Source organism: Pseudomonas sp. FBF18 (assembly GCF_024261405.1).
GTDB classification, from domain to species: Bacteria; Pseudomonadota; Gammaproteobacteria; order Pseudomonadales; family Pseudomonadaceae; genus Aquipseudomonas; species Aquipseudomonas palmensis.
The window spans coordinates 197,161-210,382 of record NZ_QKRS01000008.1 but is presented as its reverse complement, the minus strand read 5'-3'; the positions used below and the strand labels follow the sequence as shown (position 1 = coordinate 210,382).

Sequence of the window (13,222 nt, the reverse complement as noted above, 5' to 3'; positions counted from 1 at the left end):
AAGCATCGCGGGTCAAGCCCGCTCCCACAGGTACTACGCTGATTTCGAGGTCAGCGCTGTACCTGTGGGAGCGGGCTTGACCCGCGATTCGAGCGCGCAGCGCTCACCGGCAATCAGGCCAGTTTTTCGAACTTCAGATCCCACACCCCATGCCCCAGGCGCTCGCCACGGCGTTCGAACTTGGTGATCGGACGCTCGGCAGGGCGAGGTACGCACTTGCCGTCTTCGGCCAGGTTCCTGTACCCCGGCGCGACATTCATCACTTCCAGCATGTACTCGGCGTACGGTTCCCAGTCGGTCGCCATGTGGAACACGCCGCCCACCTTCAGCTTGCTGCGCACCAGCTCGGCAAATTCCGGCTGTACGATGCGACGCTTGTGGTGACGGCTCTTGTGCCACGGGTCCGGGAAGAACAGCATCAGGCGGTCCAGGCTGTTGTCGGCCACGCACTTGTTCAGCACTTCGATGGCATCGCAGTCATACACCCGCAGGTTCTGCAGGCCCTGGGTCAGCACGCCATTGAGCAGCGCGCCCACGCCCGGGCGGTGCACTTCGACACCGATGAAGTCCTGCTCGGGCGCGGCGGCAGCCATCTCCAGCAGGGAATGGCCCATGCCGAAGCCGATCTCCAGGGTGCGCGGCGCCGAACGGCCGAACACCTGGTCGTAATCCACCGGGCTGTCGGCCAGTGGCAGCACGAACAGCGGCGCGCCCTGGTCCAGGCCGCGCTGCTGGCCTTCGGTCATGCGCCCGGCACGCATCACGAAACTCTTGATGCGGCGGTGTTGGCGTTCTTCGCCTTCGGCGGTGATCGGCGATTCTTGCGATTCAGTCATCAGGGGCTCTTACTTGATCAGACCATCCAGCGGCGACGAGGCGCTGGCATAGAGTTTTTTCGGCATGCGGCCGGCCAGGTAGGCCAGGCGGCCTGCCACGATGGCGTGCTTCATGGCTTCGGCCATCATCACCGGTTGTTCGGCATGGGCGATGGCTGAATTCATCAGCACTGCCTCGCAGCCCATTTCCATGGCAATGGTGGCGTCCGACGCGGTACCCACACCGGCATCGACCAGCACCGGCACTTTCGATTCCTCGAGAATGATGCGCAGGTTGTACGGGTTGCAGATGCCCAGGCCCGTACCGATCAGGCCTGCCAGCGGCATGACCGCGATGCAGCCGATTTCGGCCAGCTGACGCGCGATGATCGGGTCGTCGCTGGTGTAGACCATCACGTCGAAACCGTCCTTGACCAGCACTTCGGCGGCCTTGATGGTTTCGATCACGTTGGGGAACAGCGTCTTCTGGTCGGCCAGCACTTCGAGCTTGACCAGGTTGTGCCCGTCGAGCAGTTCGCGGGCCAGGCGGCAGGTGCGCACGGCCTCGACCGCGTCGTAGCAGCCGGCGGTGTTCGGCAAGATGGTGTAGCGGTCCGGTGGCAGCACGTCGAGCAGGTTCGGCTCGCCCGGGTTCTGGCCCAGGTTGGTACGGCGCACGGCGACGGTGACGATCTCGGCACCCGAGGCCTCGATGGCCAGGCGGGTTTCTTCCATGTCGCGGTACTTGCCGGTACCGACCAGCAGGCGCGACTGGAAGGTACGACCGGCCAGCGTGAAGGGCTTGTCGCTACGAACATTGCTCATCGGTAATCCTCTTGAAGGTTGAGGGACTTGCAGGTGAAGCGCGTGGGCCTAGCCGCCGCCGATGGCGTGAACCACCTCGACCTGGTCGCCTTCGCGCAGGGCGGTGGCGTCGTGCTGGCTGCGCGGCACGATGTCCAGGTTCAGCTCCACCGCCACCCGGCGACCTGCGAGGTCGAGCCGGGTCAGCAGGGCCGCGACGCTTTCGCCGTCGGGCAATTCGAAAGGTTCACCGTTCAGTTGAATGCGCATGCGCACGGCCGCCATTGTTTTTAGGGGCCCGCATTCTAGCCCCTATCCGGGGCTGAACCCAAGGCCAAGCGGCGCCATTCGTCTCGATCCGGACCCGCGGGTCAACCCAGGCGCCAGGCCGCCAGGCCCAGGCACAGCCAGCCGCCGAGGAAGGCCAGGCCGCCAAAAGGGGTGATGATGCCGAGCTTGCCGATGCCACTCAGGGTCAACAGGTACAGGCTACCGGAAAACAGCACGATGCCCAGGCAGAACAGACCACCGGCCCAGGCCGTGAGTCGCCCAGGCAGGTGCGCCCAGAGCACTGCCACGCCCAGCAGGGCCAGGGCGTGCACCAGCTGGTAGGTGACGCCGGTATGGAAGATCGCCAGGTACTCCTGGCTCAGGCGGCCCTTGAGGCCATGGGCGGCGAAGGCACCGAGGGCCACGCCGGTAAAGCCGAAAAAGGCGGCGAGCAACAGAAAGCTGCGAAGCATGCGCAAGACTCCTTGGGGGCACAGGGTCTGTATAATGGCCCGCTCATTCGGTTCGGCCAAGCCATCTCTATGCTTTCATCCCTGATCCGCCGCCTCACCCGCGCCCTGCTCTGGTTCGCCGTTGCCAGCGTGTTGCTGGTGCTGCTGTTTCGCTGGGTACCGCCGCCGGGCACCATGCTGATGGTCGAGCGCAAGGTGGAATCGTGGGTCGACGGCCAGCCCATCGACCTGCAACGCGACTGGCGCCCATGGGGCGAGATTTCCGATGAACTGAAGGTGGCGGTGATTGCCGGCGAGGACCAGAAGTTCGCCGGGCACTGGGGTTTCGACTTCAATGCCATCCAGGCCGCACTGGCACACAACGAGCGTGGCGGCACGCTTCGCGGCGCCAGCACGCTGAGTCAGCAGGTGGCCAAGAACCAGTTCCTGTGGGCCGGCCGCAGTTGGCTGCGCAAAGGGCTGGAGGCATGGTTTACCGCACTGATCGAGCTGCTGTGGTCCAAGGAGCGCATTCTGGAGGTGTACCTCAACAGCGCCGAGTGGGATGACGGCGTGTTCGGCGCCCAGGCCGCGGCGCGCCATCACTTCGGTACCGATGCGAGCAAGCTGACGCGCCAGCAGGCCAGCCTGCTGGCGGCGGTGCTGCCCAGCCCGCGCAACTGGAGCGCAAGCCGGCCCAGCAGCTATGTGGCGCGACGGGCGGCGTGGATTCGTCAGCAGATGAGCCAGCTGGGCGGCAGCGGCTACCTGGTGCAACTGGATGAGCCGCGCAAGGCGCCCTGGGCCAACTGAAACAAAGAGGGCCCCTTCGCCGGCAAGGCCGGCTCCTACAGGGATTGTTGTAGGAGCCGGCCTTGCCGGTGAAGGGGCCCTCAGGGTCCCGCAGATCAGGCAGCGATCAGGGCTTTCACCTTGTTCATCGCATTCTTCTCCAACTGCCGGATACGCTCGGCCGACACGCTGTACTTGGCCGCCAGGTCATGCAGCGTGGCCTTCTCTTCGGCCAGCCAGCGCTGGTACAGGATGTCGCGGCTACGGTCGTCCAGGCCTTGCAGCGCCTCGTGCAGGTTGTTCGAGGAGCTGTCGCTCCAGTCCGCATCCTCCAGCTGACGCGCCGGGTCGTAACGGTGGTCTTCGAGGTAGTTGGCCGGCGACTGGAACGCGCTGTCGTCGTCCGCCTCGCTGGCCGGGTCGAAGGCCATGTCCTGACCGGTCAGGCGGCTTTCCATCTCGCGCACTTCACGCGGCTCCACACCCAGGCTTTCGGCCACACGATGCACTTCATCGTTGTTCAGCCAGGCCAGGCGCTTCTTCTGGCTGCGCAGGTTGAAGAACAGCTTGCGCTGCGCCTTGGTGGTCGCGACCTTGACGATGCGCCAGTTGCGCAGGATGAATTCGTGAATTTCGGCCTTGATCCAGTGCACGGCAAAGGACACCAGGCGCACACCCATCTCGGGGTTGAAACGCTTGACCGCTTTCATCAGGCCAACGTTGCCTTCCTGAATCAGGTCGGCCTGGGCCAGCCCGTAGCCCGAATAGCTACGCGCGATATGTACGACAAAACGCAGGTGGGCGAGCACCATCTGCCGAGCCGCCCCCAGATCCTGCTCATAGTAGAGACTCTCGGCCAGTTCACGCTCCTGCTCGGGCGTCAGCAATGGAATGCTGTTGACCGTGTGCACATAGGCCTCCAGGTTCGCACCCGGGACCAAGGCATAGGCAGGTTGCAACGAAGTGGTCATACGAAAAAACCTCCGACTCACTGAATTGTGCCATCAGGCACTGCCATCATTGACCGGGAACCGCGAAACAAGTTCCCGAAATACACGATAGTCAATGACGGCTGGAAGACACTATCGCGGTGCAAGCTCACGCAGATGCCGAGCGACCGCAATCCAAGCACCGATATACCCTAACAGCACCGCCCCAAGCAAGAGCGACAGACCATCGGCAGGCGGCACCCCGGCCAGCGAGAAATCGCTGCCGTATAGACCCGACAGGCCGACGACCGCGTCATCCAGCCAGTTGAGGCCGAACGCCAGTACCCCCCAGGACAGTACGCCTGCCCCCAGGCCATACAGCGCGCCCATGTACAGGAACGGCCGGCGCACGTAGGCATCGGTACCGCCCACCAGCTTGATGACCTCGATTTCGGTACGGCGGTTCTCGATATGCAGGCGAATGGTGTTGCCAATGACCAGCAGCAGCGCCGACACCAGCAGCACGGTCAGGCCGAAGACAAAGCGATCACCCAGCTTGAGGATCGCCGCCAGCCGCTCCACCCACACCAGGTCGAGCTGGGCCAGTTCCACCTTGGGCAGTTCGGCCAGGCGTTGGCGCAGGGCCTCCAGCGCTGGCTTGTCGACTTCGGCCGGGGTCACCACGACCACGCCAGGCAAGGGGTTCTCCGGCAGCTCGCGCAAGGCCTCGCCCAGCCCGGACTGCTGCTGGAACTCGTCGAGGGCCTGTTCACGGCTGACATACTCGGCATCGGCCACCCCCGGCATGCCCTTGATCTGGGTACGCAGGGCTTCGCCTTCGCTCACGCTGGCGTCAAGTTTGAGGTACAGCGAAATCTGCGCTGCACGCTGCCACGAGCCGCCCAGGCGCTCGACATTGCTCAGCAGCAGCGACAACCCCATCGGCAGGCTCAGGGCCACGGCCATCACCAGGCAGGTGAAGAAACTGCCGATCGGCTGCTTGCCCAGGCGACGCAGGCTGTCGAGCAGGCTGGAGCGATGGCTTTCCAGCCAGGCGTGCAGCAGCGTGCTGAAATCCGGGCCGTCATCGTCATCATCACGGCGCTTTTTCTGTTTCTGAGGGCTTGGCTCGGCTGCCGCAGGGGCCACCCGCTCGGACACCTTGGGACTACGTGTTGCACTCATTGCCCGGCCTCCCCATCGCCGATCAAGCGGCCGCGCTGCAGGGTCAGCATGCGATGGCGCATGCGCGCGATCAGCGCCAGGTCGTGGCTGGCGATCAGCACGCTGGTGCCCAGGCGGTTGATATCTTCGAAAACACCCATGATCTCGGCCGCCAGGCGCGGGTCGAGGTTGCCGGTGGGTTCATCCGCCAGCAACAGGGCCGGACGGTGCACGATGGCTCGCGCAATGCCCACCCGTTGCTGCTGGCCGGTGGACAGGTCGCCGGGGAACAGTTGGGCCTTGTCCGACAGGGCCACACGCTCCAGCGCCGCGTCCACACGCTTGGCCACCTCGACCTTGGACAGGCCCAGGATCTGCAGCGGCAGGGCGACGTTGTTGAACACGGTACGGTCGAACAGCAGCTGGTGGTTCTGGAACACCACGCCGATCTGGCGACGCAGGAACGGGATCTGCGCGTTGCTGATCTGACCAAGGTCCTGGCCGGCCAGCAGCAGCTTGCCGCTGGTCGGGCGCTCCATGGCCAGCAGCAGGCGCAGCAAGGTGCTCTTGCCCGCGCCGGAATGGCCGGTGACGAACAGGAACTCGCCCCGACGCACCCGAAAACTCAATTCATGCAGGCCAACGTGACCGTTAGGGTAACGCTTGGCGACCTGTTCGAATCGGATCATGAAGGCTCCCGCTCGGCAAACAAGGCTTGTACGAAGGGCTCGGCTTCGAAGGTGCGCAGGTCATCGATGCCTTCGCCCACACCAATGTAGCGGATCGGCAGGCCGAACTGCTTGGCCAGGGCGAAGATCACCCCGCCCTTGGCGGTGCCGTCGAGCTTGGTCAGCGCCAGGCCGGTGAGCTCCACGCTCTGGTTGAAGTGCTTGGCCTGGTTGATGGCGTTCTGCCCGGTGCCGGCGTCCAGCACCAGCAGCACCTCGTGCGGCGCGTCGGCGTCCAGCTTGCCGATCACGCGGCGAACCTTCTTCAGCTCTTCCATCAGGTTGTCTTTGGTGTGCAGGCGACCGGCGGTGTCGGCGATCAGCACGTCGATGTTGCGCGCCTTGGCCGCCTGCACCGCGTCGAAGATCACCGAAGCGGAGTCGGCGCCGGTGTGCTGGGCGATGACCGGGATCTGGTTGCGCTCGCCCCATACCTGCAGCTGCTCCACCGCGGCAGCACGGAAGGTGTCGCCGGCGGCCAGCATGACCTTCTTGCCTTCGAGCTGGAGCTTTTTCGCCAGCTTGCCGATGGTGGTGGTCTTGCCGGCGCCGTTGACGCCGACCACCAGGATCACGAACGGCTTGTTCGCGGCATGCACCTTCAGCGGCTGTTCGACCGGCTTGAGCAGGTCGGTCAGCTCGCCCTGCAGCGACTTGTACAGGGCATCGGCATCGGCCAGCTGCTTGCGTGCGACCTTCTGGGTGAGGCTCTGCACGATCACCGAGGTGGCCTCGACGCCGACGTCGGCGGTCAGCAGGCGGGTCTCGATCTCTTCGAGCAGGTCGTCGTCGATGACCTTCTTGCCCAGGAACAGGCTGGCCATGCCCTCGCCGATACTGGCGCTGGTCTTGGACAGGCCCTGCTTGAGGCGGGCGAAGAAGCCGGCCTTGGTGGTGGTTTCAGGCGCCGACGGGGCGGCCTCGGGAACAGGCAGGGCGACCTCGGTGGCCGCAACAGGTGCGGGCGGCACCACTGCAGGCGGCTCGACCACCGGCTCGGGTGCGCTGTACTGCGGGGCAGGCTCGATCACCGGCTCGGGTGCGCTGTACTGCGGTACAGGCTCGATCACCGGCTCGGGCGCGGCGTACTGCGGCGCAGGCACTTCCATAGGCTCGGGCGCAGCGTACTGCGGGGCAGGCTCGGGGGCTGGGCGCTCGGGAATCGGCGGGGGGACGTGGGGCTCGAGGTCGGCCACCAGCGCCACCGGCTCTTCGGGCACCGGCAGCACCAGGCTGCTGGGGTGATCCTCGACGGCGACGGGCGCGCTCGCGACCGGGGCGGGCTCGACGGCTACCGGCTCAGGCAAAGTCGGGGCGATAGGCTCCAGCGCCTCTGGCACTGGGGTTTCGGGCTGTTCGACAACAGGTTGCTGGGGCTTTTTGCGCAGCCAGCCGAACAGGCCTTTCTTTTCACCGGCCGCGGCCGGGGTCTTTTTGTCGTCGTTGGAACCAAACATGGAAGACGGCTATCTCAGGGTAGCGATGCGCCAGTGTGGCGCCTCAAAATTCTTCTAACGCAGAACAGACTATGGTCAAGCCGACTGGTTCATGCGCAACATTTTGTCGGGACGCCTGCAACGCTTGATCTCGACAGGCATGGTCGTCAGGCAACCGGATCAGTATCCTAGCACCTCCTAGCCCGCCGACGCTAAGGCCATGCGGGCAGCCCTACAGGTTGAATCATCAATGAATGCTCTAGCCCGCCGCGCCGCCGGCCTGCTGCTCAGCACAATTGTCATGTCCCTGGTGGCGGTTGCCGCCGACGTCCAGCCCACCCATGAATTCACCCTCGACAACGGCCTCAAGGTCATCGTGCGTGAAGACCATCGCGCCCCGGTGGTGGTATCGCAGGTCTGGTACAAGGTCGGCTCCAGCTACGAGACCCCGGGTCAGACCGGCTTATCCCATGCCCTGGAACACATGATGTTCAAGGGCAGCAACAAGCTGGGGCCTGGCGAAGCCTCACGCATCCTGCGTGACCTGGGCGCCGAAGAGAACGCCTTCACCAGCGACGACTACACCGCCTACTACCAGGTGCTGGCCCGCGACCGCCTGGGCGTGGCCCTGGAACTGGAGGCCGATCGCATGGGCAGCCTGCGCCTGCCGCCCGAAGAGTTCAGCCGCGAAATCGAGGTCATCAAGGAAGAGCGCCGCCTGCGCGTCGACGATCAGCCCAATTCCAAGGCCATGGAGCTGTTCAGCGCCATGGCCCACCCGGCCAGCGGCTACCACACCCCGACCATCGGCTGGATGGCCGACCTCGAACGCATGAAGGTCGAAGAGCTGCGCCACTGGTACGAAGCCTGGTACGTGCCCAACAACGCCACCCTGGTAGTGGTCGGCGACGTCACCGCCGACGAGGTCAAGGGCCTGGCCCAGCGTTACTTCGGTGCCATCCCCAAGCGCGCCACACCCCCTGCCAAACTGCCGCTGGAACTGGCCGAGCCGGGCCTGCGCCAGCTCACCGTGCATGTGCGCACCCAACTGCCGAGCCTGATCTACGGCTTCAACGTGCCGGGCCTGGCCACCGCCAAGGACCCGCGCAGCGTGCACGCCCTGCGCCTGATCGCGGCCCTGCTCGACGGCGGCTACAGCGCGCGCATGGCCACCCGCCTGGAACGCGGTCAGGAACTGGTGGCCGGCGCGTCGGCCAGTTACAACCCGTTCACCCGTGGCGACAGCCTGTTCGTGCTCTCCGCGGTGCCCAACACGCAGAAGAAAAAGACCCTGGCCGAGGTCGAAAGCGGCGTCTGGAAGCTGCTCGACGAGCTGAAAACCACCCCGCCAACCGCTGAAGAGCTGGAGCGCGTGCGCGCCCAGGTGATCGCCGGGCTGGTCTACGACCGCGACTCGATCAGCAGCCAGGCCACCACCATCGGCCAACTGGAGACCGTCGGGTTGTCGTGGAAGCTCATCGACAAGGAGCTGGACGAGCTCAAGAGCGTGACCCCGGCCGACATCCAGAATGCCGCCCGCACCTATTTCACCCGCGAACGCCTGAGCGTTGCGCATGTATTGCCCGAGGAGCAGGCGCATGACTGAGCACACCACCCCACGCCACACCCCGAAGGGCCGCGGCGTATTCGGCGCGTTGCTGCTGAGCGCCGTGTGCCTGGCTGGCCCCGCCCATGCCGACACCGCGGCCGCCAAGCCCGGCGCCAACCTGCAATCGCTGGCCGAGCTGGATGGCAAGGCACCGAGCCGACGCAACCTCGACATCAAGACCTGGAACACCGCCGAAGGCGCCAAGGTGCTGTTCGTCGAAGCCCACGAACTGCCGATGTTCGACCTGCGCCTGACCTTCGCCGCCGGCAGCAGCCAGGACGGTAACCTGCCGGGCCTGGCCACCCTGACCAACGCCATGCTCAACGAAGGCGTGGCGGGCAAGGACGTCGGCGCCATCGCCGCCGGCTTCGAAGGCCTGGGCGCGGACTTCGGCAACGGTGCCTACCGCGACATGGCGGTGGCCTCGCTGCGCAGCCTGAGCGCCATGGACAAGCGCGAGCCGGCCCTGAAGCTGTTCGCCGAAGTGGTGGGCAAGCCGACCTTCCCTGAAGACGCGCTCAAGCGCATCAAGAACCAGATGCTCGCCGGCTTCGAGTACCAGAAGCAGAACCCCGGCAAGCTGGCCAGCATCGAGCTGTTCGAGAAGCTCTACGGCAAGCATCCCTACGGGCACCCCAGCGATGGCGACGCCAGGAGCATCCCGCCGATCACCCTGGACCAGCTGCGCGCTTTCCATGCCAAGGCCTATGCCGCCGGCAACGTGGTGATCGCACTGGTCGGCGACCTCAGCCGCACTGAAGCCGAGGCGATTGCCGCGCAGGTCTCCGCCACGCTGCCCAAGGGCCCGGCGTTGCCCAAGCTGGCACAACCGAGCGAGCCCAAGCCCGGCGTCAACCACATCGACTTCCCGTCCAAGCAGACCCACCTGATGCTGGCCCAGCTGGGCATCGACCGCGCCGACCCGGACTACGCGGCCCTGTCGCTGGGCAACTCGATCCTCGGCGGCGGCGCCTTCGGCACCCGCCTGATGAGCGAAGTGCGCGAAAAGCGCGGCCTGACCTACGGCGTGTACTCGGTATTCAGCCCGATGCAGGTGCGTGGCCCGTTCATGATCAACCTGCAGACCCGTGCCGAACTCAGCGAAGGCACGCTCAAGCTGGTACAGGACATCCTGCGCGACTACCTCAAGACCGGCCCCACCCAGCAGGAGCTGGACGATGCCAAGCGCGAACTGGCCGGCAGCTTCCCGCTGTCCACCGCCAGCAATGCGAGCATCGTCGGCCAACTGGGGGCCATCGGCTTCTATGACCTGCCGCTGAATTTCCTCGAGGACTTCATGCAGAAGTCCCAGAGCCTCACCGTCGAGCAGGTGCGTGCTGCCCTCAACAAGCACCTGGCCGCCGACAAGATGGTCATCGTGACCGCCGGGCCGAAGGTGGCGCAACAGCCGCTGCCACCGCCCACTGACAAACCCGCCGAGCAGCCGCTTGGCGTACCGGAGCATTAATGGCCAGTCCATCCGCCAAATCCAAGGCCGCCGCCCACGGCGGCCAGGGCCAGTTGCGCATCATCGCCGGCGAGTGGCGCAGCCGCCGCCTGAGCTTTCCTGACGCACCGGGCCTGCGCCCTACCCCCGACCGGGTGCGCGAAACCCTGTTCAACTGGCTGACCGCGCACATCGAGGGCGCCCTCGTGCTGGATGCCTTTGCCGGCAGCGGCGCGCTGTTTCTCGAAGCGCTGTCGCGCGGCGCGGCCTCGGCCGTGGCGCTGGACAGCAACCGCGCCGCCATCGAGAACCTCAAGGACAACCTGGAGCTGCTGCGCTGCCCCACCGGGCAGGTGATCCAGACCGACGTGGTGCGCTACCTGCAAGGCGAGCCCAAGGCCCCGTTCGACGTGGTGTTCCTCGACCCGCCCTTCCACCAGGACCTGCTGCCGGCCACCTGTGCACTGCTCGAAGAGCGCCACTGGCTGGCCGAGCACGCGTGGATCTACACCGAAAGCGAAACCGCGCCGTCGACCCTGCAACTGCCGGGCAACTGGCGCCTGCACCGGGAAAAGAAGGCCGGTCAGGTGCACTATGCCTTGTGGGAGCGCGGCTGAACGTCGCCCGCCTCCAGCAAACTGCAGCCGCCGCCTGAGGTGCTTTGCCTGATCGTGCTCCGGCGCTCCCCAGGCACGGCGCCGATCACCAACCGGCTTGTGCGTGCCGCCTGCACCACCACAGGGCTGCTGACCCTCAGCAGCCCAGCACACCCTTCCACGACCTCAGCCTCGCCAACCGACAGCCCTTGCCCGAAGTGACACCTGCTGAATATGCTTTGGCGGCAGCAGACCTGCGCTTGCGCACATACACTGATCACAGGGTCTGCCGCCCGCTCAAGAGACCTCGACGATGTCCAGCGCCACCCCACCCCCGTTCAAGCCAGCAACCGGCCTGCGCAACCCCCATGTGCAGACGCTCTGGGGCCCGCTCTGGCGCAAGTCGCCACCGCTGGCACATCGGCGCGAGCGCCTGTGGCTGGCCGACGGCGATTTCCTCGACCTGGACTGGCACGGCCCGCTTGCCACCACCACGCCACTGGTGGTGGTACTGCACGGCCTGACCGGCTCGTCGACCTCCCATTACGTCATCGGCCTGCAGCGCGCCCTGGCGGTGCAGGGCTGGGCCAGCGTGGCGGTCAACTGGCGCGGATGCTCGGGCGAGCCGAACCTGTTGCCGCGCAGCTACCACTCCGGCGCCAGCGAAGACCTGGCCGAAGTCATCGCCCACCTGCGCACCCAGCGCCCGCAGGCACCGCTGTACGCGGTGGGTTATTCGCTGGGTGGCAACGTGCTGCTCAAGCACCTGGGGGAAGCGGGTACGGCCAGCCAGCTGCAGGCGGCCGTGGCGGTGTCGGTGCCGTTTCGCCTGGACCAGTGCGCCGATCGCATCGGCCTGGGGTTTTCACGGGTGTACCAGGCGCACTTCATGCGCGCCATGCTGGGCTACGTGAAGGACAAGCAGCGCCACTTCCAGCACCACGGTCACCATGAGGGCCTGGCAACCCTGGACCGCCTCGGCCCGCTGGAAAACCTGCGCACCTTCTGGGATTTCGACGGCCGCGTGACCGCGCCGCTGAACGGCTTCAGCGACGCCCACGACTACTACCAGCGCTCGTCGAGCCGCTACTACCTGGGTGAAAACCGTACGCCCACGCTGATCATCCATGCCCAGGACGATCCGTTCGTGTTCAGCCACAGCCTGCCAGGGGCCGCCGAACTGGCCAGCCAGACCACCCTGGAGCTACACCGACATGGCGGTCACGTGGGCTTTGTCGACGGCAGCCTGCGCCAACCCGGCTACTACCTGGAGCGGCGCATTCCACAGTGGCTGGCCAGCGGGGCCTGATCAGTCGCCCTTGGCCACCGGACGCTGCGGGTCGGTGATCCACTCGCTCCACGAACCGGCGTACAGCCGTGCCAGCGGATAACCGGCCAAGGCCAGGGCGAACAGGTTATGGCAGGCCGTCACCCCCGAGCCGCAATAGGCCACCAGCGCCTGCGGCTGGCGCGTACCGAGCAAGGCGGCAAAGCGCTGCTTGAGCTGCTGGGGCGACAGAAAACGACCATCGGGCCCCAGGTTGTCGGTGAAGGCCGCGCAATGCGCACCGGGGATATGCCCGGCCACCGGGTCGATGGGCTCCACCTCGCCGCGAAAACGCGGCAGCGCACGGGCGTCGAGCAGGGTCAGGTCGGGCGTGCCCAGGCCATTGGCCAACTCGGCGGCGTCCAGCACCAGGCTCGCATCGGGCTGCCCGCTGAAGTTGCCTTCACGCTTGTCACAGGCATCCAGGCTCAGCGGCAACCCGGCCGCGTGCCAGGCCTTGAGCCCGCCATCGAGGATCGCCACCCCGTCGCGCTTGCCCAGCCATGCCAGCAACCACCAGGCCCGCGCGGCAAAGGCTCCGGGGCCATCGTCGTAGAGCACCACGTCGCTATCGTTGTCGATGCCCCAGCTGCGCAGCCGTTGGATCAGTTGCTGCGGGTCGGGCAAGGGGTGGCGACCGGTCACGCCCTTGACCACCGGCCCGCTCAGGTCACGCTCCAGGTCGGCGAAGTGCGCGCCGGCGATATGCCCTTCGGCATAGCTGCGCTGGCCATAGTCGACGTCTTCCAGGGCAAAGCGACAATCGAGAATCACCAGCTTCGGAGCGCCCAGGCGCTCTGCCAGTTGCTGGGGTGCGATCAGTTGCGCGAGTGGCATGTCGGTCTCCATATCG

13 protein-coding genes and 1 pseudogene are annotated in these 13,222 nt (G+C 66.0%); 5 read left to right on the top strand and 9 right to left on the bottom strand.

What is annotated here, in order from left to right; translation table 11 throughout:
* Nucleotides 1–113: 113 nt before the first annotated feature.
* From trmB to DN387_RS15010, 4 genes are all read right to left on the bottom strand, one after another.
* Entirely contained in the window at nucleotides 114–836 is a 723-nt protein-coding gene (gene trmB / locus DN387_RS15025) for a tRNA (guanosine(46)-N7)-methyltransferase TrmB (protein WP_043860128.1), read from the bottom strand.
* Between the two features lie 9 nt (nucleotides 837–845).
* Entirely contained in the window at nucleotides 846–1,640 is a 795-nt protein-coding gene (locus tag DN387_RS15020) for a thiazole synthase (protein WP_043860127.1), read from the bottom strand.
* 48 nt (nucleotides 1,641–1,688) lie between these two features.
* Nucleotides 1,689–1,889 carry a sulfur carrier protein ThiS gene (gene thiS / locus DN387_RS15015; RefSeq protein WP_043860147.1) on the bottom strand — a complete coding sequence of 67 codons (201 nt, stop codon included), beginning with the start codon at nucleotides 1,887–1,889 and terminating at the stop codon, nucleotides 1,689–1,691.
* 101 nt (nucleotides 1,890–1,990) lie between these two features.
* Nucleotides 1,991–2,362, bottom strand: coding sequence for a DUF423 domain-containing protein (locus DN387_RS15010; protein ID WP_043860126.1), 372 nt, complete (start codon nucleotides 2,360–2,362; stop codon nucleotides 1,991–1,993).
* Nucleotides 2,363–2,396: 34 nt separating this feature from the next.
* Here DN387_RS15010 and mtgA point away from each other — a divergent pair.
* A pseudogene (gene mtgA / locus DN387_RS15005) lies at nucleotides 2,397–3,154 on the top strand (monofunctional biosynthetic peptidoglycan transglycosylase).
* Between the two features lie 95 nt (nucleotides 3,155–3,249).
* On the opposite strand, the gene rpoH reads toward mtgA, so the two are convergent.
* From rpoH to ftsY, 4 genes are all read right to left on the bottom strand, one after another.
* Nucleotides 3,250–4,104 (bottom strand): RNA polymerase sigma factor RpoH, encoded by an 855-nt coding sequence (gene rpoH, locus DN387_RS15000; RefSeq protein WP_043860124.1) that lies wholly within the window; start codon nucleotides 4,102–4,104, stop codon nucleotides 3,250–3,252.
* A 111-nt stretch (nucleotides 4,105–4,215) separates the two neighbouring features.
* Entirely contained in the window at nucleotides 4,216–5,247 is a 1,032-nt protein-coding gene (gene ftsX / locus DN387_RS14995) for a permease-like cell division protein FtsX (protein ID WP_043860123.1), read from the bottom strand.
* A complete protein-coding gene (gene ftsE / locus DN387_RS14990; RefSeq protein ID WP_043860122.1) occupies nucleotides 5,244–5,915 on the bottom strand; it encodes a cell division ATP-binding protein FtsE in 672 nt (223 codons plus the stop codon). Before ftsE ends, ftsX begins: the two co-directional genes overlap by 4 nt.
* The gene (gene ftsY / locus DN387_RS14985; protein ID WP_054915539.1) at nucleotides 5,912–7,411 is read right to left on the bottom strand and encodes a signal recognition particle-docking protein FtsY; all 1,500 of its coding nucleotides are present in this window, start codon (nucleotides 7,409–7,411) and stop codon (nucleotides 5,912–5,914) included. The genes ftsE and ftsY overlap by 4 nt, the downstream gene beginning before the upstream one ends.
* A 229-nt stretch (nucleotides 7,412–7,640) precedes the next feature.
* Here ftsY and DN387_RS14980 point away from each other — a divergent pair, with 229 nt between their 5' ends.
* The 4 genes from DN387_RS14980 to DN387_RS14965 all read left to right on the top strand — a co-directional run bounded on the left by DN387_RS14980 (nucleotide 7,641) and on the right by DN387_RS14965 (nucleotide 12,351).
* Nucleotides 7,641–8,996 carry a pitrilysin family protein gene (locus DN387_RS14980; RefSeq protein WP_254506106.1) on the top strand — a complete coding sequence of 452 codons (1,356 nt, stop codon included), beginning with the start codon at nucleotides 7,641–7,643 and terminating at the stop codon, nucleotides 8,994–8,996.
* Nucleotides 8,997–9,060: 64 nt separating this feature from the next.
* Nucleotides 9,061–10,467, top strand: a complete 1,407-nt coding sequence (locus tag DN387_RS14975) for a pitrilysin family protein (RefSeq protein WP_306303111.1) — start codon at nucleotides 9,061–9,063, stop codon at nucleotides 10,465–10,467.
* Nucleotides 10,467–11,063: a 16S rRNA (guanine(966)-N(2))-methyltransferase RsmD gene (gene rsmD / locus DN387_RS14970; protein ID WP_054915536.1), complete on the top strand. Its 597-nt coding sequence runs from the start codon at nucleotides 10,467–10,469 to the stop codon at nucleotides 11,061–11,063. The genes DN387_RS14975 and rsmD overlap by 1 nt, the downstream gene beginning before the upstream one ends.
* A 292-nt stretch (nucleotides 11,064–11,355) precedes the next feature.
* Entirely contained in the window at nucleotides 11,356–12,351 is a 996-nt protein-coding gene (locus tag DN387_RS14965) for a hydrolase (protein WP_054915535.1), read from the top strand.
* Here the strand turns inward: DN387_RS14965 and DN387_RS14960 are convergent, their stop codons facing one another.
* Nucleotides 12,352–13,206 carry a sulfurtransferase gene (locus DN387_RS14960; RefSeq protein ID WP_054915562.1) on the bottom strand — a complete coding sequence of 285 codons (855 nt, stop codon included), beginning with the start codon at nucleotides 13,204–13,206 and terminating at the stop codon, nucleotides 12,352–12,354.
* Between the last annotated feature and the right edge of the window lie 16 nt (nucleotides 13,207–13,222).

Bases quoted from the DNA above. Each gene is read 5' to 3' on its own strand.
- DN387_RS14960 (WP_054915562.1), bottom strand. From the start codon at position 13,206: ATGCCACTCGCGCAACTGATCGCACCCCAGCAACTGGCAGAGCGCCTG.
- thiS (WP_043860147.1), bottom strand. From the start codon at position 1,889: ATGCGCATTCAACTGAACGGTGAACCTTTCGAATTGCCCGACGGCGAA.
- DN387_RS14965 (WP_054915535.1), top strand. From the start codon at position 11,356: ATGTCCAGCGCCACCCCACCCCCGTTCAAGCCAGCAACCGGCCTGCGC.
- rpoH (WP_043860124.1), bottom strand. From the start codon at position 4,104: ATGACCACTTCGTTGCAACCTGCCTATGCCTTGGTCCCGGGTGCGAAC.
- DN387_RS15010 (WP_043860126.1), bottom strand. From the start codon at position 2,362: ATGCTTCGCAGCTTTCTGTTGCTCGCCGCCTTTTTCGGCTTTACCGGC.
- ftsX (WP_043860123.1), bottom strand. From the start codon at position 5,247: ATGAGTGCAACACGTAGTCCCAAGGTGTCCGAGCGGGTGGCCCCTGCG.
- trmB (WP_043860128.1), bottom strand. From the start codon at position 836: ATGACTGAATCGCAAGAATCGCCGATCACCGCCGAAGGCGAAGAACGC.
- ftsY (WP_054915539.1), bottom strand. From the start codon at position 7,411: ATGTTTGGTTCCAACGACGACAAAAAGACCCCGGCCGCGGCCGGTGAA.
- DN387_RS14980 (WP_254506106.1), top strand. From the start codon at position 7,641: ATGAATGCTCTAGCCCGCCGCGCCGCCGGCCTGCTGCTCAGCACAATT.
- ftsE (WP_043860122.1), bottom strand. From the start codon at position 5,915: ATGATCCGATTCGAACAGGTCGCCAAGCGTTACCCTAACGGTCACGTT.
- DN387_RS15020 (WP_043860127.1), bottom strand. From the start codon at position 1,640: ATGAGCAATGTTCGTAGCGACAAGCCCTTCACGCTGGCCGGTCGTACC.
- rsmD (WP_054915536.1), top strand. From the start codon at position 10,467: ATGGCCAGTCCATCCGCCAAATCCAAGGCCGCCGCCCACGGCGGCCAG.